The sequence below is a fragment of the Mycolicibacterium grossiae genome, from assembly GCF_008329645.1.
Lineage (GTDB): Bacteria > Actinomycetota > Actinomycetes > Mycobacteriales > Mycobacteriaceae > Mycobacterium > Mycobacterium grossiae.
Genome location: NZ_CP043474.1, coordinates 3760038 through 3781904 on the forward strand (window position 1 = coordinate 3760038; position 21867 = coordinate 3781904).

Annotated in this window: 22 protein-coding genes; 19 read left to right on the forward strand and 3 right to left on the reverse strand. The window is 72.5% G+C overall.

Annotated elements, in window-relative coordinates; translation table 11 throughout:
• The first annotated feature begins 36 nt into the window (after positions 1–36).
• The 5 genes from fmt (at position 37) to FZ046_RS27470 (ending at position 4458) form a co-directional block, all read left to right on the forward strand.
• Positions 37–963 (forward strand): methionyl-tRNA formyltransferase, encoded by a 927-nt coding sequence (fmt, locus tag FZ046_RS18200; RefSeq protein ID WP_149484285.1) that lies wholly within the window; start codon positions 37–39, stop codon positions 961–963.
• Complete coding sequence (locus FZ046_RS18205; RefSeq protein ID WP_149484286.1) at positions 960–2345, forward strand: RsmB/NOP family class I SAM-dependent RNA methyltransferase; 1386 nt, start codon at positions 960–962, stop codon at positions 2343–2345. Before fmt ends, FZ046_RS18205 begins: the two co-directional genes overlap by 4 nt.
• A gap of 5 nt (positions 2346–2350) precedes the next feature.
• Positions 2351–3037: a ribulose-phosphate 3-epimerase gene (gene rpe, locus FZ046_RS18210; protein ID WP_070356294.1), complete on the forward strand. Its 687-nt coding sequence runs from the start codon at positions 2351–2353 to the stop codon at positions 3035–3037.
• Positions 3038–3045: 8 nt separating this feature from the next.
• Positions 3046–4068 (forward strand): bifunctional diaminohydroxyphosphoribosylaminopyrimidine deaminase/5-amino-6-(5-phosphoribosylamino)uracil reductase RibD, encoded by a 1023-nt coding sequence (gene ribD / locus FZ046_RS18215; protein ID WP_170292518.1) that lies wholly within the window; start codon positions 3046–3048, stop codon positions 4066–4068.
• 234 nt (positions 4069–4302) lie between these two features.
• Complete coding sequence (locus FZ046_RS27470; protein ID WP_170292449.1) at positions 4303–4458, forward strand: hypothetical protein; 156 nt, start codon at positions 4303–4305, stop codon at positions 4456–4458.
• Positions 4459–4525: 67 nt separating this feature from the next.
• On the opposite strand, the gene FZ046_RS18220 is transcribed toward FZ046_RS27470, so the two are convergent.
• Both FZ046_RS18220 and FZ046_RS18225 read right to left on the reverse strand, forming a co-directional pair.
• Entirely contained in the window at positions 4526–6100 is a 1575-nt protein-coding gene (locus FZ046_RS18220) for an MFS transporter (protein ID WP_070356293.1), read from the reverse strand.
• Positions 6100–6804 carry an LppX_LprAFG lipoprotein gene (locus FZ046_RS18225; RefSeq protein WP_070356292.1) on the reverse strand — a complete coding sequence of 235 codons (705 nt, stop codon included), beginning with the start codon at positions 6802–6804 and terminating at the stop codon, positions 6100–6102. The genes FZ046_RS18220 and FZ046_RS18225 overlap by 1 nt, the downstream gene beginning before the upstream one ends.
• Before the next feature lie 89 nt (positions 6805–6893).
• Here FZ046_RS18225 and FZ046_RS18230 point away from each other — a divergent pair, with 89 nt between their 5' ends.
• From FZ046_RS18230 to FZ046_RS18245, 4 genes are all read left to right on the forward strand, one after another.
• Positions 6894–7493: a riboflavin synthase gene (locus FZ046_RS18230; RefSeq protein WP_070356291.1), complete on the forward strand. Its 600-nt coding sequence runs from the start codon at positions 6894–6896 to the stop codon at positions 7491–7493.
• Between the two features lie 118 nt (positions 7494–7611).
• Positions 7612–8940, forward strand: coding sequence for a bifunctional 3,4-dihydroxy-2-butanone-4-phosphate synthase/GTP cyclohydrolase II (locus FZ046_RS18235; RefSeq protein WP_070356290.1), 1329 nt, complete (start codon positions 7612–7614; stop codon positions 8938–8940).
• Positions 8937–9413, forward strand: a complete 477-nt coding sequence (gene ribH / locus FZ046_RS18240; protein ID WP_070356289.1) for a 6,7-dimethyl-8-ribityllumazine synthase — start codon at positions 8937–8939, stop codon at positions 9411–9413. Before FZ046_RS18235 ends, ribH begins: the two co-directional genes overlap by 4 nt.
• Positions 9410–9859 carry a PH domain-containing protein gene (locus FZ046_RS18245; RefSeq protein WP_070356288.1) on the forward strand — a complete coding sequence of 150 codons (450 nt, stop codon included), beginning with the start codon at positions 9410–9412 and terminating at the stop codon, positions 9857–9859. Before ribH ends, FZ046_RS18245 begins: the two co-directional genes overlap by 4 nt.
• Here FZ046_RS18245 and FZ046_RS18250 read toward each other — a convergent pair.
• Positions 9852–10322, reverse strand: a complete 471-nt coding sequence (locus FZ046_RS18250) for a GNAT family N-acetyltransferase (protein WP_070356287.1) — start codon at positions 10320–10322, stop codon at positions 9852–9854. The genes FZ046_RS18245 and FZ046_RS18250 overlap by 8 nt on opposite strands.
• A 48-nt stretch (positions 10323–10370) precedes the next feature.
• On the opposite strand from FZ046_RS18250, the gene FZ046_RS18255 reads away from it, so the two are divergent.
• From FZ046_RS18255 to FZ046_RS18300, 10 genes are all read left to right on the forward strand, one after another.
• A complete protein-coding gene (locus FZ046_RS18255; RefSeq protein WP_149484287.1) occupies positions 10371–11144 on the forward strand; it encodes a hypothetical protein in 774 nt (257 codons plus the stop codon).
• Positions 11141–12481 (forward strand): MurL-like N-terminal domain-containing, encoded by a 1341-nt coding sequence (locus FZ046_RS18260; protein ID WP_070356331.1) that lies wholly within the window; start codon positions 11141–11143, stop codon positions 12479–12481. The genes FZ046_RS18255 and FZ046_RS18260 overlap by 4 nt, the downstream gene beginning before the upstream one ends.
• A 7-nt stretch (positions 12482–12488) precedes the next feature.
• Positions 12489–13820 carry a Mur ligase family protein gene (locus FZ046_RS18265; protein WP_070356332.1) on the forward strand — a complete coding sequence of 444 codons (1332 nt, stop codon included), beginning with the start codon at positions 12489–12491 and terminating at the stop codon, positions 13818–13820.
• A 10-nt stretch (positions 13821–13830) separates the two neighbouring features.
• On the forward strand, positions 13831–15876 hold the full coding sequence (gene uvrC, locus FZ046_RS18270) for an excinuclease ABC subunit UvrC (RefSeq protein ID WP_070356333.1): 2046 nt from the start codon (positions 13831–13833) through the stop codon (positions 15874–15876).
• Positions 15873–16796, forward strand: a complete 924-nt coding sequence (gene rapZ, locus FZ046_RS18275; RefSeq protein WP_070356334.1) for an RNase adapter RapZ — start codon at positions 15873–15875, stop codon at positions 16794–16796. Before uvrC ends, rapZ begins: the two co-directional genes overlap by 4 nt.
• Positions 16793–17833 (forward strand): uridine diphosphate-N-acetylglucosamine-binding protein YvcK, encoded by a 1041-nt coding sequence (gene yvcK, locus FZ046_RS18280; protein WP_070356335.1) that lies wholly within the window; start codon positions 16793–16795, stop codon positions 17831–17833. Before rapZ ends, yvcK begins: the two co-directional genes overlap by 4 nt.
• Positions 17834–17846: 13 nt before the next feature.
• Positions 17847–18824: a DNA-binding protein WhiA gene (gene whiA, locus FZ046_RS18285; protein WP_083298627.1), complete on the forward strand. Its 978-nt coding sequence runs from the start codon at positions 17847–17849 to the stop codon at positions 18822–18824.
• Entirely contained in the window at positions 18821–19495 is a 675-nt protein-coding gene (locus tag FZ046_RS18290) for a transporter substrate-binding domain-containing protein (protein ID WP_149484288.1), read from the forward strand. The genes whiA and FZ046_RS18290 overlap by 4 nt, the downstream gene beginning before the upstream one ends.
• Before the next feature lie 107 nt (positions 19496–19602).
• The gene (gap, locus tag FZ046_RS18295; RefSeq protein ID WP_070354946.1) at positions 19603–20625 is read left to right on the forward strand and encodes a type I glyceraldehyde-3-phosphate dehydrogenase; all 1023 of its coding nucleotides are present in this window, start codon (positions 19603–19605) and stop codon (positions 20623–20625) included.
• 26 nt (positions 20626–20651) lie between these two features.
• Complete coding sequence (locus FZ046_RS18300) at positions 20652–21866, forward strand: phosphoglycerate kinase (RefSeq protein ID WP_070354947.1); 1215 nt, start codon at positions 20652–20654, stop codon at positions 21864–21866.
• The last annotated feature ends 1 nt before the right edge of the window (position 21867 follow it).

Below are 21867 nucleotides of genomic sequence, written 5' to 3' on the forward strand. Positions count from 1 at the left end.
CTTCGACCCCTGCCGCCCCCGAACCCCGGAAGGACCATGCGAATCGTCTTCGCGGGCACACCCGAGCCCGCACTGCCGTCCCTGCGCCGCCTGATCGACTCGCCGCGCCACGACGTCGTCGCCGTGCTGACCCGGCCCGACGCGGCGTCCGGCCGCCGCGGCCGGCCCGCTCCGTCGCCCGTCGCGGCCCTCGCGCTCGAGGCGGGCATCCCGGTCCTGCGTCCGGAGCGCCCCAACTCCGCCGAGTTCGTCGCCGAACTGGGCGAGCTGGCGCCGGAGTGCTGCGCGGTGGTGGCCTACGGCGCGCTGCTGCGCGACGGGCTGCTGGCTGTCCCGCCGCACGGGTGGATCAACCTGCACTTCTCGCTGCTGCCGGCGTGGCGCGGCGCGGCGCCCGTGCAAGCCGCCATCGCCGCGGGGGACACCGTCACCGGGGCCACCACGTTCCGGATCGAACCGGACCTGGACTCCGGCCCCGTGTTCGGCGTGGTGACCGAGACCATCCGCCCCACCGACACCGCCGGCGACCTGCTGGGACGCCTCGCGACGACCGGCGCGGGCCTGCTGGAGACCACGCTCGACGGGATCGCCGACGGCGCCCTGCACGCGGTCGCACAGCCCGCCGACGGCATCACGGTCGCGCCGAAGATCACCGTCGAGGAGGCGCGCGTGCGGTGGGACCTGCCCGCCCACGTGGTGGACCGCCGGATCCGGGCGGTCACGCCCAACCCCGGCGCGTGGACCATGATCGGGGACCTGCGCGTCAAGGTCGGGCCGGTGCTGCCGACCGAACGGGATCCCCTGCCGCCCGGCGCCATCCGCGCCGACAAGGCCGGCGTGCACGTGGGCACCGCGTCGTCGCCGGTGACGCTGGGCTGGATCCAGCCGCCGGGCAAGAAGCCCATGGCGGCCGCGGACTGGGCGCGCGGCGCCCGCCTCGACGACACGGCGCGCGCCTCGTGACCCGGCCGCAGCGCGGGCGCGGCGGACCCCGCGGTCCGCGCCGCACGCCGCTCGACCCGGCCCGGCGGGTGGCCTTCGACGTCCTGCGGGCGGTGTCCGAGCGCGACGCCTACGCCAACCTGACGCTGCCCGCCATGCTGCGCGACCGCGACGTCACCGGGCGCGACGCCGCCTTCGCCACCGAGCTGGCCTACGGCACCTGCCGCAGCCTCGGCCTGCTCGACGCCGTGATCGTCGCCGCCGCGGGACGCCCGCTCGAGCGCATCGACCCGGTGCTGCTCGACCTGCTGCGCCTCGGCGCCTACCAGCTGCTGCGCACCCGCGTCGACGCGCACGCCGCCGTCAACACCACCGTCGAGCAGGCGGCCATCGAGTTCGATTCCGCGCGAGCGGGTTTCGTCAACGGCGTGCTGCGGACCATCTCGGCCAGGGACGAGGCGCAGTGGGTCGCCGAGCTGGCGCCCGCCGCGGCGGGCGACCCCATCGGCCACCTCGCCTTCACCCACGCCCACCCGCGGTGGATCGCCCAGTCGTTCGCCGACGCGCTCGGCGCCGACGCCGGCGAGCTACCGGCACTGCTCGACAGTGACGACGCGCGGCCGGTGGTGCACCTGGCCGCCCGCCCGGGCGGCACGACGGCCGCCGACCTCGCCGCCGCGGTCGACGGCGAGATCGGCCGGTACTCGCCGTACGCGGTCTACCTGCCGGGCGGTGACCCCGGCCGGCTGGCGGCGATCCGCGACGGCGCGGCCCAGGTGCAGGACGAGGGCAGCCAGCTCGTCGCCCGCGCGCTCACCCTGGCGCCGGTCGACGACGACGGCGGACGCTGGCTGGATCTGTGCGCGGGACCGGGCGGCAAGACGGCGCTGCTCGCCGGGCTGGCGGCGCAGACCGGCGCGCGGGTGACGGCCGTCGAACCCACCGAGCACCGCGCCGACCTCGTCGAGCAGAACACCCGCGGGCTCGGCGTGGAGGTCCTGCGCGTCGACGGCCGCGACACCGGCCTGCCCGCCGGCTCCTTCGACCGCGTCCTGGTCGATGCGCCGTGCACGGGTCTCGGTGCGCTGCGCCGCCGCCCGGAGGCGCGCTGGCGTCGCCGGCCCGGCGACGTGGGGCCGCTGGCCAAGCTGCAGCGCGAGTTGCTGGCGTCGGCGATCGCGCTGACCCGGCCGGGCGGCGTGGTGCTGTACGCCACGTGCTCACCGCACCTCGCCGAGACCGTGGGCGTGGTCGCCGACGCCCTGCGCCGCCAGCCGGTGCGGGCGCTGGACACCTGGCCGCTGTTCGACCCGGTGCCGGCGGGGACGGGTCCGCACGTGCAGCTGTGGCCGCATCGGCACGGGACGGACGCGATGTTCGCCGCTGCGCTGGAAGTAGGCTGACCGCCATGACCGGCCACTCCCGCGAACCGCTCATCGCGCCGTCGATCCTCTCCGCGGACTTCGCCCGCCTGGCCGAGGAGACCGCGGCGGTGCACGGCGCGGACTGGCTGCACGTCGACGTCATGGACAACCACTTCGTGCCCAACCTGACGCTGGGCCTGCCGGTGGTGGAGAGCCTGCTGAAGGTCACCGACATCCCGATGGACTGCCATCTGATGATCGAGGACCCGGCCCGGTGGGCGCCGCCGTACGCCGAGGCCGGCGCCTACAACGTCACCTTCCACGCCGAGGCGACCGACGATCCGCGGGCCGTGGCGCGCGACATCCGGGCCGCGGGCGCGAAGGCCGGTCTGAGCGTCAAGCCGGGCACCGCCATCGAGCCGTACCTGGAGATCCTGCGCGACTTCGACACCCTGCTCGTCATGTCGGTCGAACCCGGCTTCGGCGGCCAGAAGTTCATCCCCGAGGTGCTGAGCAAGGTGACGGCCGTCCGGCGCCTCGTCGACTCCGGCGACCTCACCGTCGTGGTGGAGATCGACGGCGGCATCAACGACGACACGATCAGCGCGGCCGCCGAGGCCGGGGTGGACTGCTTCGTGGCCGGGTCGGCGGTGTACAACGCAGCGGATCCCGCCGAGGCCGTGGCCGCTCTGCGACGCAAGGCGGCGGCCGCGTCGGCCCACCTGTCGTGACGGTGCCCGTGACGCCCGAGGCGGCGATGCGGCGCGCCATCGAGCTGGCCGAGGACGTCAAGGGCACCACCTACCCGAATCCGCCGGTGGGCGCGGTCGTGCTCGACCGCGACGGGGAGATCGTCGGCGTCGGCGCCACCGAGCCGCCCGGCGGCCCGCACGCCGAGGTGCTGGCACTGCGGCGCGCCGGGACCCGCGCCGCGGGCGGCACCGCGGTGGTCACCCTCGAACCGTGCAACCACCACGGCCGTACCCCGCCGTGCGTCGACGCGCTGCTCGCCGCCGGGGTCGGCACCGTCGTCTACGCGGTCGCCGACCCCAACCCGGTCGCGTCGGGCGGCTCGGCGCGGCTGACCGCCGCCGGGGTGGACGTCCGCTCCGGCGTACTCGCCGACGACGTCGCGGCGGGACCGCTGCGGCAGTGGCTGCACAAGCTCTCGACCGGCCGTCCGCACGTGACGTGGAAGTTCGCCGCGAGCGTGGACGGCCGCAGCGCGGCCGCCGACGGCAGCAGCCAGTGGATCACCGGCGAGGCGGCGCGCGCCGACGTGCACCGCATCCGCGCGGTCGTCGACGCCATCGTGGTCGGAACGGGCACGGTGTTCGCCGACGACCCGACGCTCACCGCGCGGCGGCCCGACGGCGGCCTCGCCGACCGCCAGCCGCTGCGGGTGGTGGTGGGGGAGCGGGAAATCCCGTCGGAGGCGAAGGTGCTCAACGACGACTCGCGCACCATGGTGATCCGCACGCGCGATCCCCGGGAGGTCATCGCCGCGCTGTCGGACCGGACCGACGTGCTGCTCGAGGGCGGTCCCACGCTCGCCGGGGCTTTCCTGCGCGCCGGCGCGGTCGACCGGATCCTCGCCTACGTCGCCCCGATCTTGCTGGGCGGGCCCGTCGTCGCCGTCGATGACGTCGGCGTGGGAGGCATCGGGCAGGCGCACCGCTGGCGGTTCGACGGCGTCGCGCAGATCGGGCCGGATCTGCGGCTCAGCCTGGTTCCCGGCCCGCCGGGTGGCGGCGGTCACTGAGGTCGCTGAGATCCGCACCGCTTCGGACCGACCCACGTGAGCCCGGTCACCAAGATCGCCGGGAATTCGGCGACTCGTTACCCGTTCGAGACCCGCGGTGGCGGTCGGGACACCCGTCGTGATGTTTCGGCTCCGTAGAATCGAAGGTGTGTTCGGGCCGATCGGTCCGGTCACGCATTCGCGCCTTACCGACGAAGTTCGGGCGAAGGTAAGCACGAGCAAAGGACGACGAGCATGACTGCCCTGCAGGACTGGCTCAGTTTTCGCCCAGTCGATCAGTACGCGATCGTCGAGATGGTCTGCCGCCCGCTGCGCGCAGTCCTCGGCGGCGCCGATCCGGCCGACCGGCCGAGCTTCCGGGTGCAACACCCCGGCATCGAGCGCTGCTGACGCGTGACGACGACCCCCGGGGCCACCGGCCTCGGGGGTCGTTTCGCGTCTGGGGGACGGCGCGCGTCTAGGGGGTGACGCGCACGTCCTGCGCATCGGGGGTGGCGTCGGGGGCGGCCTCGACGTCCTCGGCCACGTCGTGCTTGCCGCTGATGAGCAGGCCGAGCAGCGCGCCGACCACGCACACCACGGCGGTGTCTAGGAAGATCTGCGCGTACTGCATGGTGTAGGCGGTGCGCACGTTCGCGGCCAGCTGCGCCCCGATCTCGATCAGGTTGGTGCCCTTGGGTTTCGGCAGTTCGGCGAGGTACTGGTTGAACTTGTACAGGCCCCACGCGCTGAGCGACGCGAGGCCGATCAGCATGCCGATCATGCGCGCGACGACCACCGAGGCCGACGCGATGCCGTGCTGGGTGCCGGGCACCGAGCGCAGCGTCGCCGAGGTGAGGGGTCCGATCACCAGGCCGAGGCCGACGCCGGCGAGTACCAGGTCGGTGTCAAACGTCGGCAGCGTGAACAACCCCAGGTCGTGCCGCGCCTCGAGCACGTCGACGGTCCAGTGCGACACCAGCCAGTAGCCGAACGCTGCGATCAGCAGTCCGACGAAGGCGACGATCCGGTCGCCGATCCGGGTGGCGATCCACCCGCCGAGCACCGCACCGATCGGCAGGGCGCCCAGGAACCACAGCAGCAGCAGCACGGTCTCGTTCTGCTCCTTGCCGAGCACGCCCTGGCCGAACAGTTCGACGTTGACCAGCGTGACCATGAGCGCGGCGCCGGTGCACAGCGACGCGCCCAGCGCACACAGGAACGGCCGGAACTTCACTCCGGTGGGATCGATCAGCCGGGTGCGGGCGAACTTCTCCCAGACGAAGAACGCGATGGCCGCGACGAGCGCCGCGCCCAGCACCGGCAGGCCCCAGCTGGGGAAGACCTGCTTGCCGTCGGGCGACGGGTTGTACATGCCGAACACCATCAGACCCAGCGCCACGGCCAGCAGCAGGCCACCGACCACGTCGATCTTGGCCTTCGGCTGGTCCTCGTCGCGCGACGGGAGGCTGAAGTGGATCATCACCATCGCGATGATCGCGAGCGGCACGTTGATCCAGAACACGTCGCGCCACGACGTCAGCGCCCACACCACGGCGACGCCGTACAGCGGGCCGAGCACGGCGCCGAGTTCCTGGGCCGCGCCGATGCCGCCGAGCACCGAGGCGCGGTTGCGGGCGTGCCACAGGTCGGCGGCCAGGGCCAGGGTGACCGGCAGCAGGGCGCCACTGGCCGTGCCCTGGATGAGGCGGCCGATCACCATGGTGAACAGGTCGTCGGACAGCGCGGTCACCACCGACCCCGCGGCGAAACCGGCCAGGCTCAGCTGCAGGACGAGCTTGCGGCCGAAGCGGTCCGACGCGCGCCCCAGCAGCGGCATGGCCGCGATGTAGCCGAGCAGGTACATCGTGATGATCGGCGTGACGCGCTGGATCTGGTTCAGCGAGATGCCGATGTCCCGCATGATGTCGTTGATGATCGTGATGACGACGTAGGTGTCGAGCGCACCCAGCAGGACGGCGAGGCCGCCCGCGGTGATCGCGACCCGCCGGTTGGTGCCCTTCGGCGCGGCGGTCGCGTGGGCGCCGGCCATCAGGCGGCGGGCTTGGTGACGGTGACGGCCTTGCCCCAGTCGGTCAGCGTCATCTGCACGCTGTTGCCCTCGCTCGGGTCGAGCTTGGCCTGGACGAGGTCGTGGTCGCCGTCCTCCTTGATCCACGCGGTGGCGGGGACGTCGCCGGTGGCGCCGATGTTCACCAGTCCGTTCACCGCGTCCGCGCCGACCTTGCCGGTCACCTTCACGGCGTCGACCCCGCCGACCTTCTCGCGGCCCTCGGCCTTCGCGTCGCGGAAGTTGGCGAGCAGGTTGCCCAGACCGGCCTGCGGGCTGAGGATCTTCGACACGTCGTAGATGTCCGCGGCCGGACCGAAGTTCGTGAAGCTGCCGGGCGTCAGGGCGCCGTAGAGGTCGCCGTCGGCGACGACGAAGTCGACGTCCTTGAAGGTCTGCCCGAAGGCGATGATGCTGGCCTTGCCCTGGGCGGCGACTGCGGGGACGTTGGTCAGGTCGCCGCTGAGCGTCTCGATGGGCAGTTCGGCGATCTTGCCCGTCACCGCCAACTCGATGTGCACGCTCTGCTGGCTCTTGGTGAACTGCTCGGAGTCCTTGACCAGCGTGGCGCCGTCGGGCAGCGGGGCGCTGGACTGCGAGTCCGACGAGCAGCCCGCGACCAGCGCGACCGCGGCCATCAGAGCCGTGAACAGGGACAGGACAGCGAAGCGGGGACGCGTCTGCATGCTTGCATCGTAGAGGGTCGACGCCGGTGCGCCGGGGCCCCGCCCGGCCGCCGTGACCGGACCCGTACGCCCCTCACTAGCCTGGAGGGGTGTTCACGGGAATCGTCGAAGAGATCGGTGAGATCGTCGGCAAGGAGGACCTGACCGACGCCGCCCGGCTGGTGATCCGCGGCCCGGTGGTCACCAGTGACGCCGGTCATGGCGACTCGATCGCGGTCAACGGCGTGTGTCTGACGGTGGTCGAGGTGCTGCCCGGCGGCGAATTCAGCGTCGACGTCATCGGCGAGACGCTCGACCGATCCAGCCTGGCCGGCATCGGCGTCGGCAGCCAGGTCAACCTGGAACGCGCCGCCGCGGTCAACAGCAGGCTCGGCGGGCACATCGTGCAGGGGCACGTCGACGGCACCGGCGAGGTCGTCGCCCGCACCCCGCAGCCCGACTGGGAGGTGGTGCGCATCTCGCTGCCCTCCCCGCTGTCGCGCTACGTGGTCGAGAAGGGCTCCATCACCGTCGACGGCATCTCGCTCACGGTGTCCGGGCTGGGGCCGGACTGGTTCGAGGTGTCGCTGATCCCGACCACGCTGTCGCTCACCACCCTGGGTACCGCGACCGTCGGTACGCCGGTCAATCTGGAGGTCGACGTCATCGCCAAGTACGTCGAACGGCTGCTCGGGCAGCGCGCGCAATAACTCACCCGTCCCAGTGGTTCATACTTGTGTCGGTTCCATGGTCCCGGGCGACTCGGGGACACCCCGCCGCAGCCGGCGGAGCGTGCTCCCGCACCCGCCCCTTCGAAGTAGGTGACGTATGACGAGGCTTGATTCCGTCGAGCGGGCGATAGCCGACATCGCGGCCGGCAAGGCCGTGGTCGTCATCGACGACGAGGACCGCGAGAACGAGGGCGACCTCATCTTCGCCGCCGAGAAGGCCACCCCCGAACTCGTCGCGTTCATGGTGCGCTACACGTCGGGCTACCTGTGCGTCCCGCTCTCCGGGGAGGTCTGCGACCGCCTCGGCCTGCTGCCGATGTACGCGGTCAACCAGGACAAGCACCAGACCGCCTACACCGTCACCGTCGACGCCAAGAAGGGCGTCGGCACCGGCATCTCGGCGTCGGACCGCGCCACTACGATGCGCCTGCTGGCCGACCCGACCGTCGGGCCCGACGACTTCACCAAGCCCGGCCACGTCGTGCCGCTGCGCGCGAAGGACGGCGGCGTGCTGCGCCGCCCCGGGCACACCGAGGCCGCGGTGGACCTGGCCCGGCTGGCCGGTCTGCAGCCGGCGGGCGCCATCTGCGAGATCGTCAGCCAGAAGGACGAGGGCTCGATGGCGCAGACCGACGAGCTGCGCGTCTTCGCCGACGACCACGACCTCGCGCTGATCTCGATCGCCGACCTCATCGAGTGGCGCCGCAAGCACGAGCGGCACATCGAGCGGATCGCCGAAGCGCGCATCCCCACGCGTTACGGCGAGTTCCGTGCCGTCGGCTACACCAGCATCTACGACGACGTCGAGCACGTCGCCCTGGTCCGCGGCGACGTGTCCGGCCCGGAGACCGACGGCCACGACGTGCTGGTCCGGGTGCACTCGGAGTGCCTCACCGGTGACGTGTTCGGCTCCCGGCGCTGCGACTGCGGGCCGCAGCTGGACGCCGCGATGGCGATGGTGGCGCGCGAGGGGCGCGGGGTGGTGCTGTACATGCGCGGGCACGAGGGCCGCGGCATCGGCCTCATGCACAAGCTGCAGGCCTACCAGCTGCAGGACGCCGGCGACGACACCGTCGACGCCAACCTCAAGCTCGGCCTGCCCGCCGACGCCCGGGACTACGGCATCGGCGCGCAGATCCTCGTCGACCTCGGCATCAAGAGCATGCGGCTGCTGACCAACAATCCGGCCAAGCGCGTCGGGCTCGACGGCTACGGCCTGCACATCATCGAGCGCGTGCCGCTGCCGGTCCGCGCCAACAGCGAGAACATCCGCTACCTCATGACCAAGCGCGACCGGATGGGCCACGACCTGACCGGGCTCGACGACTACGACGAGGCCGTGAAGATGAGCGGTTACGACGAGGCCGTCTACCTGCTGGGCGACCGCCTGCCCCCGACCGCCGACGAGACCGGAGGCACCCCGTGAGCGGTACCGGCGTCCCGGAGATGCCCGTCGTCGACGCCTCCGGCGTCAGCCTCGCCATCGTGGCGAGCACGTGGCACGACCGCATCTGCACCGCGCTGCTCGACGGTGCCCTGCGCACCGCCAAGGAGTCCGGCGTCGACGAGCCGACCGTGGTGCGCGTGCTCGGCGCCATCGAGATCCCGGTCGTCGCACAGGCTCTCGCGAGCCGGCACGACGCGGTCGTTGCGCTCGGCGTCGTGATCCGCGGGCAGACGCCGCACTTCGACTACGTGTGCGACGCCGTCACCGCCGGCCTGACCCGGGTGTCACTCGACGAGTCGACCCCGGTGGCCAACGGGGTGCTGACCGTCAACGACGAGCAGCAGGCCGTCGACCGTGCGGGACTGCCCGGCTCGAGCGAGGACAAGGGCGCCCAGGCCGCCGCGGCGGCGCTGTCGACCGCGCTGGTGCTGCGCGACATCCGGACGTCGTGACCGCGACGGAGACCTGGGACCTCGAGGTGCGGCCGCACCTCACGCCGTACTTCGCCTACGGCGCCGCATTCCTCATCGCGGCCGCCCACATCGCGGTGGGGTTCCTGCTCAAGGTCGGGTCGAGCGGCGTCATCTTCCGGACCGCCGACCAGGTGGGCATTGCGGTGCTCGGCATCATCATCGCCGCCCTGGTCCTGCTGTTCGCCCGGCCCCGGCTGCGGGTCGGTCCCGCCGGCATCGGCGTGCGAAACCTGGTCGCCGAGCGCGTCATTCCGTGGTCCGAGGTGGTCGACGTGTCCTTCCCCGTCGGCGCCCGCTGGGCCCGGGTCGACCTGCCCGACGACGAGTACGTCCCGGCGATGGCGGTGCAGGCCGTCGACAAGGGCCGCGCCGTGGACGCCATGGACCGCATCCGCGACCTGGTGACGCGCTACCGGGTCAGTTGACGTCGAGGCGCATCGTGATCTCGTCCGCGCGGACCACCGCGGCGCCGTCGTCGACGGTGAACCCGAGCCCCTCGTAGACGTCGCGGGCGGGGCGGTTGTCCAGCTCGACGCGCAGCGTCACCGTGGCCGCGTGCTGCTCCCGCGCCCACGCCACCGCGGTGCTCACCAGGTCGCGGGCCAGGCCGCGGTGCCGCGCCGCCGGCTCGAGCCACAGCGAGTACAGGTACACCGAGGCGGTGCCGTCGCGCTGCGCACCGATCAGGCCCACCATCTCGTCGTCGACGAGGGCGGCGAACTGCGCGTGCGCCCGCAGCCGCCGACGCCACTGCGCGGCGGTGAACGCGGACTCGTCGTCGTACTGCCGGTCGCGGGTGCCGAGGGTGTCGCCGAGCGCCCGCAGCCGGAGCACGGCGAAGTCCCGCCAGTCGGCTTCGGTGAGTCTCCTCACGAGTGCGCGGGCCATGCGGCGTCTCACCGCTCCGTTCCTCGGGTGCGTTAGAATTCGCTGATAGTGACCGATTTTCGCATGCCGACCGACGTCGGGCGCCAGGGCGTGGCGACACTGGACGCACCGGTGGTCTCCGTGGCGCAGCTGATCGCCCAGCCGGGTACCCATCCCACTCTCCGCGTGCCGGTCCGGGTGGGCGCCGGTGTCGCCGGTGTCGAGGTGGCGGCGGCCTGGCGCCACCTCGCCGAGACCGCCGACTTCTTCGGCGTCGCGATGCCCGACGCCGAAGCGTTCGCCGCAAAGATCGCCTCGGCCCTCGCCGACCCGCCTGCCGACACCGTCGTGCTCACCGTGACGCTGTTCGGCGGCGACGGAGCCACCCTTGTCGCGGCGCGGACCGAGCCGGTGCCCGTCGGACCGCTGCCGCCCGTGCGGATCGTCGCGTGCGACGTGCCGGGGGTCGTGCCCGACGCCGACGCACCGCCGTGGCGGCGGCTGGCGGCGCGCACCACCAGCGCCGCCGAACGCGACCAGCTGCACCGCTGGCTGGCCGGTCGCGACGCCGCCGACGCGGTGCCCACCGATCCCGGCGGCGCGCCGTATTTGGGTGCCCTGGTGTTCGACACCGACGCCGGTCTTGTGGGCATGGACCGCCCCGAACCGCACCCGCTGCTCGAGCAGGCCGCCGCCTGCGGGCTGCTGCCCGCCGTGGCGCGCGCCGCGCGGCGCCCCGCCGCGCCCCGGCGGGCGTGGTGGGTGTCGCCCGGCTTCGGCGTCCACCCCGTCGCCCGGCTCGGCGACGCGGCGCTGGACACCACCGTGGCGGTGCCGGCATGACCGCGCCGTTCGACCCGGCCGCCTACCGGGCGCTGAGCATCGACGGCTACGAGCTGGCCGAGGGCCGGTTCACCGCCCAGTACACGCTGCGGGGTCGCGCTCCCGGCGTCGACGTCACCTTCGCCGAGGTCGTCGACTTCGGCCCGGACTTCCCGCGACCGGTCGACGACCGGCTGTTGCGCCTGCTGGCCCTCACCTGCTCGCCGAGCTACTACAAGGCCGCCGCGCCGGCGCACATCGAGATCGCCTTCCCGACCCACCCCTTCGAGCGGGACTACCTGCGCGAGCTGATCGCCGGGGGACTGGGCGAGTTCGCCTACCGCAACCAGCTGCCCGACGCGCTGACCCCGGAGGTCTCCGGTCCGGACGCCGCGGGCGGGCCGGTGCGCCCGCCGGACGCCTTCGACGCCGCTCGCCCGCCGCTGGTGCCCGTCGGCGGCGGCAAGGACTCGGTGGTCACCATCGAGCTGCTCAAGGGGCACGGTGTCGAGCCGATGCTGTTCAGCGTCAACGACTTCGAGCCCATCGACCGCTGCATCGAGATCAGCGGGTGCGACAGCACCCGGGTGCGCCGGACCGTCTCCCGGACGCTCATCGAGGTCAACGCGATGGGCGCACTCAACGGGCACGTGCCGGTCACGGCGATCAACAGCGTGATCGGTCTCATCGTCGCCGACGCACTGGGTCTCGGGCCCGTCGTGTTCTCCAACGAACGCTCCTCGAACGTCGGCAACGTCGTCTGGCACGGTCGCGACGTCAACCACCAGTGGTCCAAGAGCATCGTGTTCGAGACGCTGCTGCGCGACACGCTGCGCCGGCACGAGCTGAACCCGGACCGCTACTTCTCCCTGCTGCGGGCGCTGTCGGAGTCGGAGATCGCGAATCGCTTCCGCGCCTTCGAGCAGTACTTCGGCGCGTTCATCAGCTGCAACCGGCCCTTCGCGCTCGATCCGCAGCGCCGCGCCGCGTCCTGGTGCGGCCACTGCCCGAAGTGCCTCTTCGTCTTCCTGCTGATGGCACCGCGGCTGGGCCGGGTGCGGCTGGAGAAGATCTTCGGCCGCAACGTGTTCGCCGACGCGGACAACCTGCCCGGCATCGAGGACATCGTCGGCGTCGGCGCCCACAAGCCCTTCGAGTGCGTCGGCGAGTACTACGAGGCCGCCGAGGCGATGCTGGCGGTGCTCGACGACCCGGACTGGGGCGGACTGGCCCTGGTGGAGGCGCTGCGACCGCAGCGCGACCGCCTCGCCTCGGTCGCCGCGAGCGACGACCCGTCGGTGCCGCCCGTGCACTACGTGCCGCCGCGCTACGCCGCGGTGCTGGACCCCGGGCGGTGAGCCCCGCGTGAGACCGGACCTGCACGGCCGCACCGTCGGCATCTGGGGTCTGGGGCGCGAGGGCATGTCCATGGCCGACGTCGCCGCCGCGGCCGGGGCCGCGCGGATCGTCGCGGTCGACGACGCCGGGCGCGTGCCGTTCACGACGCCCCAGGGCATCGACGGGCTGGAGGTGTTCCGCGGGCCCGAGCACCTGGCGCTGCTGCGCACCTGCGACGTGGTGTTCGTCAGCCCCGGCGTGCCGTGGCGGCAGCCCGCGTTCGCCGACCTGCGCACGTCCGGGGTGCGGGTGTCGAGTGCCGCGGACTGGTTCGTCACGCGCTTCGCCGCGCAGACCATCGGCGTCACCGGCACCAAGGGCAAGTCGACCACCGCGTCGTTCCTCGGCCACCTGCTGCGCGCCGTCGGCGTCGACGCCGTCGTGGCCGGCAACATCGGCACGCCACTGTCCGACCTGGAACCGGCCCCCGGCCAGGTCGTCGTCGCCGAGGTGTCCAGTCAGCAGGCCGCCCTGCTGACCGCGTCGCCCGCGGTGGCGGTGATCACCAACCTGTTCTCCGACCACCTGGACTGGCACGGCGACCCGGCGGCCTACCACGCCGCGAAGGCCAACGTCTTCCGCCTGGGCGCGCGGGCGCTGGTGTGCCCGCCCGAGGTGCCCACCCGGCTCGCCGCCATCGGCATCGACGAGCTGCCGCCGACGCTGCGCCTGGTCGAACCGGCCGACGTCCGGCCACTGCCCGGCCAAGGCGTGATGTCGTACCCGCACAACGCGGTCAACGGCGCGCTCGCCGCCGCGGCGGCCGAGGTGTTCACCGGCGCGCCCGTGCCGGCGGAGGTGGTCGACGCTGCGGCGCGCGACTTCGCCGGGCTCCCGCACCGACTGCAGACGGTGCGGGTGACCGGCCCGGCCGAGCACCCGGTGCGCTGGATCGACGACACGCTCGCCACGACGGGGGAGAGCGTGGTCGCCGCCCTGCGCGCGATGCCGCCCGACGCCACCGTGGCGCTCATCGTCGGCGGCATGGACCGCCGGCTCGACTACCGCCAGGTCGACGAGCACCTCTGCAGCGGCGTGACGAACGTGACGCTCATCCAGTCGCCCAGCAACGGCGCCCGGATCGGCGAGCGCTTCGCCGCGGCGCACCCCGAACGCACCCACCTCGTGGACAGTCTGGAGGCCGCGGTCCGCACCGCCGCCGCGGTGCCCGGCGTCGACGTGGTCTTGCTCTCACCCGGCGCCGCCAGCTACGACCTGTTCGCGAACTACGAGGCCAAGGGCGCGGCGTTCGCCGGCTTCGTCGACGGGCTGTCGAGCGGCGTCGTCGGGTCGAACTAACCTGGAACCCGTGCCCGATCCCTCGACGTACCGGCCCCCCCTGGGGTCCATTCCGGTCGAACCGGGCGTCTACCGCTTCCGCGATCCGCGCGGCCGGGTGATCTACGTCGGCAAGGCCAAGAGCCTGCGCAGCCGGCTGAACTCGTACTTCTCCGACCTGTCGGCGCTCGCACCGCGCACCCGGCAGATGGTGACCACCGCGGGCAGCGTCGAGTGGACCGTGGTCACCACCGAGGTCGAAGCGCTTCAGCTGGAATACAACTGGATCAAGGAGTTCGACCCGCGGTTCAACATCCGCTACCGCGACGACAAGTCCTACCCGGTGCTGGCCGTCACGCTGAACGAGGAGTACCCGCGGCTGTTCGTCTACCGCGGGCCGCGGCGCAAGGGCGTCCGCTACTTCGGTCCCTACTCGCACGCGTGGGCCATCCGCGAGACGCTGGACTTGCTGACCCGGGTGTTTCCGTCGCGCACCTGCTCGGCAGGAGTGTTCAAGCGGCACAACCAGATCGGCCGGCCGTGTCTGCTGGGCTACATCGACAAGTGTTCGGCCCCGTGCGTGGGCAACGTCAGCGCCGAGCAGCACCGCAGGATCGTCGAGGACTTCTGCGACTTCCTGGCCGGCAAGACCGACCGGCTGGTGCGCGACCTCGAGAAGCAGATGAACGCCGCCGCCGAGGAACTCGACTTCGAGCGGGCCGCCCGGCTGCGCGACGACATCGGCGCGCTCAAGCGTGCGCTGGAGAAGCAGACGGTGGTGTTCGGCGACGGGACCGACGCCGACGTGGTGGCCTTCGCCGACGACGACCTCGAGGCCGCGGTGCAGGTGTTCCACGTCCGCGGCGGCCGGGTGCGCGGCCAGCGCGGCTGGGTGGTCGAGAAGTCCGGCGAACCGGGGGAGAACGGCCAGGAGCACCTGGTGGAGCAGTTCCTCACTCAGTTCTACGGCGAACAGGCCGAACTCGGCGGCGCCGCGGACGAGGCGACGGCGCCGGTGCCGCGCGAGGTGCTGGTGCCGTGCCTGCCGCAGAACGCCGACGAGCTGGCCACCTGGCTCACCGGGCTGCGCGGGTCGCGGGTCCGGCTGCGGGTGCCGCACCGCGGCGACAAGCGCGCGCTGGCCGAGACCGTGCACCGCAACGCCAAGGAGGCGCTCGCGCAGCACAAGCTCAAGCGGGCCGGCGACTTCAACGCCAGATCGGCTGCGCTGCAGAGCATCCAGGAGTTCCTCGGCCTGGCCGACGCGCCGCTGCGCATCGAGTGCGTCGACATCAGCCACGTGCAGGGCACCGACGTGGTGGCCTCGCTGGTGGTGTTCGAGGACGGCCTGCCGCGCAAGTCGGACTACCGGCACTACGCCATCCGCGAGGCCGCAGGCGACGGCCGCTCCGACGACGTCGCCTCCATCGCCGAGGTGACCCGCCGGCGCTTCCTGCGCCACGTCAGCGACGTGGAGCGGCCGGTGATCGAGGACGGCAAGGCGCGCCGCTTCGCCTACCCGCCCAACCTGTACGTCGTCGACGGTGGCGCACCGCAGGTCAACGCCGCCGCCGACGTGCTCGAGGAGCTGGGGGTCACCGACGTGGCGGTGATCGGCCTCGCCAAGCGTCTGGAGGAGGTGTGGGTGCCGGCCGAACCGGACCCGGTGATCATGCCGCGCAACAGCGAGGGGCTCTATCTGCTGCAGCGCATCCGCGACGAGGCGCACCGCTTCGCGATCTCGTATCACCGCAGCAAGCGGAGCAAGCGCATGACGGCCTCGGCGCTGGACTCGGTGCGCGGGCTGGGCGAGCACCGGCGCAAGGCGCTCGTCACGCACTTCGGATCGGTGGCGAAGCTCAAGCAGGCGACGGTCGAGGAGATCACCTCCGTGCCCGGCATCGGCACCACCACCGCGAAGGCGGTGCTCGAGGCCCTGGGCGTGAGCCCCGAGGGAGGCGACCCGGCGCCCGCCGGGGACGTCGCCACGGCGGGCGAGCCCGCGTTCGGCATCGGGCCGGAACCGGACGCGAACGCGACCGTCATCGACGATGATCGGACCAGGACACTTCGATGACCGAATACGACACGAACGACCAGATCCGCGACGGCATGCTGGCCGACGCCCCGGGGGACGGCATCGACGTCGTCCTCGTCACCGGCCTGTCCGGTGCCGGCCGCGGCACCGCGGCCAAGGTGCTGGAGGACCTCGGCTGGTACGTGGCCGACAACCTGCCGCCCGAGCTGATCGCCCGGATGGTGGAGTTGGGACTCGCCGCGGGATCGCGCATCACCCGGCTGGCGGTGGTGATGGACGTGCGCTCGCGCGGCTTCACCGGCGACCTGGAGTGGGTGCGCAGCGACCTCGCCACCCGCAACATCTCCCCGCGGGTGCTGTTCCTGGAGGCGTCCGACGACATCCTGGTGCGGCGCTACGAGCAGAACCGGCGCAGCCACCCGCTGCAGGGCAACCAGACACTCGCCGAGGGCATCAGCGCCGAGCGCGCGATGCTCGCGCCGGTGCGCGCCACCGCCGACCTGGTGATCGACACGTCGAAGCTGTCGGTGCACGACCTGCGCGACAGCGTCGAGCGGGCCTTCGGCACCGACGCCGTGCCGCACACCAGCGTCACCGTCGAGTCGTTCGGCTACAAGTACGGGCTGCCGATGGACGCCGACACCGTGATGGACATGCGCTTCCTGCCCAACCCGCACTGGGTCGACGAGCTGCGCCGGCACACCGGCCAGCATCCGGGGGTGCGCGATTACGTGCTCGGCCAACCCGGGGCGCTGGAGTTCCTGGAGACCTACCATCGGCTGCTGGAGGTCGTCATCGACGGCTATCGCCGGGAGGGAAAGCGTTACATGACCGTCGCCATCGGGTGCACCGGCGGCAAGCACCGCAGCGTGGCGGTGGCCGAGGCGTTGGCTGCCCGGCTGCAGGGCGGTGACCAGTTGACGGTGCGCGTCCTGCACCGGGACCTGGGGCGCGAATGACGGCGCACGTCCCCGAGGTGACGGGCCCGCCGCGCATCGTCGCGCTCGGCGGTGGCCACGGCCTCTACGCCACGCTGTCCGCGGCGCGGCGGCTGACCCCGCACGTCACCGCGGTGGTGACGGTCGCCGACGACGGCGGTTCGTCGGGCCGGCTGCGCAGCGAACTCGACGTGATCCCGCCCGGCGACCTGCGCATGGCGTTGGCGGCGTTGGCCTCCGACAGCCCGCACGGCCAGTTGTGGGCCACGATCATCCAGCACCGCTTCGGCGGCAGCGGCGCACTGGCCGGTCACCCCATCGGCAACCTCATCCTCGCCGGGCTGCAGGAGGTGCTGGCCGACCCCGTCGCCGCCCTCGACGAGTTGGGCCGGATGCTGGGGCTCAAGGGCCGGGTGCTGCCGATGTGCCCGATCGCCCTGCAGATCGAGGCCGACGTCGGCGGGCTGGAGTCCGACCCGCGGATGAGCCGTGTGATCCGCGGTCAGGTGGGCGTCGCGACGACCGTCGGCAAGGTGCGCCGCGTGCGGCTGCTGCCCGGCAACCCGCCCGCCACCCGGCAGGCGGTCGACGCGATCATGGCTGCCGACCTGGTGGTCCTGGGCCCGGGGTCGTGGTTCACCAGCGTCATCCCGCACGTGCTGGTGCCCGAACTCGCCGCGGCGCTGCAGGCCACCCGTGCCCGCCGCGCGCTGGTGCTCAACCTGGTGTCCGAGCCGGGGGAGACCGCGGGTTTCTCCGCCGAGCGCCACCTGCACGTGCTCGCCCAGCACGCCCTGGGCTTCACGGTGCACGACATCGTCGTCGACGCGGCCAGCGTGCCGAGCGAGCGCGAGCGCGAACAGCTGCGCCGCACGGCCGCCGGGCTGTCGGCCGCCGTGGAGTTCTCCGACGTGTCCCGACCTGGTACACCATTACATGACCCGGCGCGACTGGCCGCGGCGCTCGAGCGGGTGCGATTGCGGGGGGCCGCGCCTGCCCGTGTCCCTGCCGAACCGACGTTCCCCACGCCCGCGGTCCGGTCGGTCGACGAGAGGTGACGAATTCGTGGCGATGACTGCCGAGGTCAAGGACGAGCTGAGTCGACTGGTGGTCAACTCGGTGAGTGCGCGGCGCGCGGAGGTGGCCTCGCTGCTGCGCTTCGCGGGTGGTCTGCACATCGTCGCCGGCCGCGTGGTGGTGGAGGCCGAGGTCGACCTCGGCATCATCGCCCGGCGGCTGCGCAAGGACATCCACGACCTCTATGGCTACAACGCCGTCGTGCACGTGCTCACCGCGTCCGGCATCCGCAAGGGCACCCGCTACGTGGTGCGGGTGGCGCAGGACGGCGAGGCGCTGGCCCGCCAGACCGGACTGCTCGACCTGCGCGGCCGACCGGTGCGCGGGCTGCCCGCCCAGGTGGTCGGCGGCAGCGTCGGCGACGCCGAGGCCGCCTGGCGCGGCGCGTTCCTCGCCCACGGGTCGCTGACGGAGCCGGGCCGTTCCTCGGCGCTGGAGGTCAGCTGCCCCGGGCCGGAGGCGGCGCTCGCGCTCGTCGGGGCCGCCCGGCGGCTCGGGGTCAGCGCCAAGGCACGCGAGGTGCGCGGCGCCGACCGGGTGGTGGTCCGCGACGGCGACGCCATCGGCGCGCTGCTCACCCGGATGGGCGCCCAGGACACCCGCCTGACGTGGGAGGAACGGCGGATGCGGCGCGAGGTGCGCGCCACCGCCAACCGGTTGGCCAACTTCGACGACGCCAACCTCCGCCGCTCCGCGCGCGCGGCGGTCGCGGCGGCCGCACGGGTGGAGCGTGCCCTGCAGATCCTCGGCGACACCGTGCCCGACCACCTGTCCACCGCGGGACGGCTGCGGGTCGAGCACCGGCAGGCCTCCCTCGAGGAACTGGGCCGCCTCGCCGATCCGCCGATGACCAAGGACGCGGTGGCCGGTCGCATCCGGCGGCTGCTGTCGATGGCCGACCGCAAGGCCAAGCAGGACGGCATCCCGGACACCGAGTCGGCGGTCACCCCCGACCTGCTCGACGACGCGTGACGCCGCTGCGGGTCGGCCTCGGCCGCGCCCTGCCGCCGTTCACCGGCGGCCTCGACGTCGAACTGTGCGAGGCGATCGCCGCGCGGCTCGGCACGTCGGCCCGGTTCCACGAACTGGGTGACGAGGTCGTCGACGCGTTGGGCCGCGGCGACGTCGACTGCGCGGCGGGTGGCTTGGTCGCGACGCAAGACGCGGACGTCGACTTCGGCGCGCCGTACCTCCTGACGAGCTGCGCGCTGGCCGTCAACGCCGGCCGGCTGCCCGGCATCGCGTCCGTCGACGGCCTGACCGGCGCCATCGTCGGCGTCCGCCGCGACGGTCCCGGCCGGCCGATCGCCGAGCGGCTGGTGGCCGACGGGCGCGCCGGATCGATGCGGCCGTACCCCGATCTCGCCGCGGCCGCCGCCGACCTCGGCACCGGTGCCTGCGACGCCGTCGTCGACCTGCAGCCGGTGCTCATCGAGGCGGCCCGCACGCTGCCCGACGTCGACGTCGTCGCCGGCCGCCTGGCCCGGGCCGCGGTCGCGCTCGCCGTGCGGTCGGACGACCCGGCTCCCGCGCAGCGCCTCGCCGAGGCGCAGGCCGCGCTGGAGGAGGACGGCACGTTGGCGCGCCTGCGGCGCCGGTGGCTCGGCAATCCGTACCTCGACCACGGGCTGAGCCGGCACTGAACCCGACCGGCGCGCACCCGCGACCAGGCTGCACGGCCGCGACGTCGCGCTACTAGGCTGATCACGGGTACGAGACGAGCAGTTCACCACCAGCAAGGAGACATGGCGTGACCATCCGCGTAGGCGTTAACGGCTTCGGACGCATCGGCCGGAACTTCTTCCGGGCGCTCGACGCCCAGAAGCGCGAGGGCAAGAACACCGACATCGAGATCGTCGCGGTCAACGACCTGACCGACAACGCGTCGCTCGCGCACCTGCTGAAGTTCGACTCGATCCTGGGCCGCCTGCCCTACGACGTCAGCCTCGAGGGCGACGACACCATCGTGGTGGGCGAGCACAAGCTGAAGGCGCTGGCCATCAAGGAGGGCCCGTCGGCGCTGCCGTGGGGTGACCTCGGCGTCGACGTCGTCGTGGAGTCGACCGGCATCTTCACCAACGCCGCCAAGGCCAAGGGACACCTCGATGCGGGCGCCAAGAAGGTCATCATCTCCGCGCCGGCCACCGACGAGGACATCACCATCGTGCTCGGCGTCAACGACGACAAGTACGACGGCAGCCAGAACATCATCTCCAACGCGTCGTGCACCACGAACTGCCTCGGCCCGCTGGCCAAGGTCCTCAACGACGAGTTCGGCATCGTCAAGGGCCTGATGACGACGATCCACGCCTACACCCAGGACCAGAACCTGCAGGACGGCCCGCACAAGGACCTGCGCCGCGCCCGCGCCGCCGCCATCAACATCGTCCCCACCTCGACCGGCGCCGCGAAGGCCATCGGCCTGGTGCTGCCCGAGCTCAAGGGCAAGCTCGACGGCTACGCGCTGCGCGTGCCGATCCCCACCGGCTCGGTCACCGACCTGACCGCCGAGCTGAGCAAGTCAGCCAGCGCCGACGAGATCAACGCGGCGTTCAAGGCTGCTGCCGACGGACCCCTGGCGGGCATCCTCAAGTACTACGACGCACCGATCGTGTCGAGCGACATCGTCACCGATCCGCACAGCTCGCTGTTCGACTCCGGCCTGACCAAGGTCATCGACAACCAGGCGAAGGTCGTCTCCTGGTACGACAACGAGTGGGGCTACTCCAACCGCCTCGCCGATCTCGTGGCGCTCGTCGGCAAGTCGCTGTAGGCGACGGGCGACGGGAGACAGACACAGTGGCCGTCAAGACCCTCGACGATCTGCTGGCCGAGGGCGTCGAGGGTCGGGGCGTGCTGGTGCGCTCCGACCTCAACGTCCCGCTCGACGACTCGGGCAACGTCACCGACCCGGGGCGAATCATCGCGTCCGCCCCGACGCTGAAGGCGCTCGCCGAGGCCGGCGCCAAGGTGGTCGTCACCGCGCACCTCGGCAGGCCCAAGGGCGAACCGGACCCGGCGTACTCGCTCAAGCCGGTGGCCGCCCGCCTCGGTGAGGAGCTGGGCAGGCACGTGCAGTTGGCCGGCGACGTCGTCGGCACCGACGCGCTGGCCCGTGCCGAAGGTCTGACCGACGGCGACGTCCTGCTGCTGGAGAACGTCCGCTTCGACCCGCGCGAGACCAGCAAGGACGACGCCGAGCGTCGGAAGCTGGCCACGGCGCTCGTCGAGTTGGTCGGTGATGACGGGGCCTTCGTGTCCGACGGCTTCGGCGTGGTGCACCGCAAGCAGGCGTCGGTGTACGACGTCGCCGCACTGCTGCCGCACTACGCGGGCACGCTGGTGGCCACCGAGGTGAAGGTGCTCGAGCAGCTCACCAGCTCGACCGAGCGGCCCTACGCCGTCGTCCTCGGCGGCTCCAAGGTGTCCGACAAGCTCGCGGTGATCGAGAACCTCGCGACCAAGGCCGACAGCCTCGTCATCGGCGGCGGCATGTGCTTCACCTTCCTTGCCGCACAGGGCGTCTCGGTGGGCTCCTCGCTGCTGCAGGAGGAGATGATCGACACCTGCCGCAAGCTGCTCGAGGACTACGGCGACGTGATCCACCTTCCGGTCGACATCGTCGTGGCGGAGGAGTTCGCCGCCGACTCCCCGCCGGAGACCGTGCCCGCCGACCGGATCCCGGACGGCAAGATGGGCCTCGACATCGGGCCCGAGTCGGTCAAGCGCTTCACCGCGCTGCTGAGCAACGCCAGGACCGTGTTCTGGAACGGCCCGATGGGCGTGTTCGAGTTCGACGCGTTCGCCGCGGGCACCCGCGGCGTGGCCGAGGCGATCATCGGCGCCACCGCCAAGGGCGCCTTCAGCGTCGTCGGCGGCGGCGACTCCGCGGCGGCCGTGCGCCGGCTCGGCCTCGACGAGGACGGCTTCTCGCACATCTCCACCGGCGGTGGCGCATCACTGGAATACCTCGAGGGCAAGGACTTGCCCGGCATTCACGTACTGGAGGCCTGAG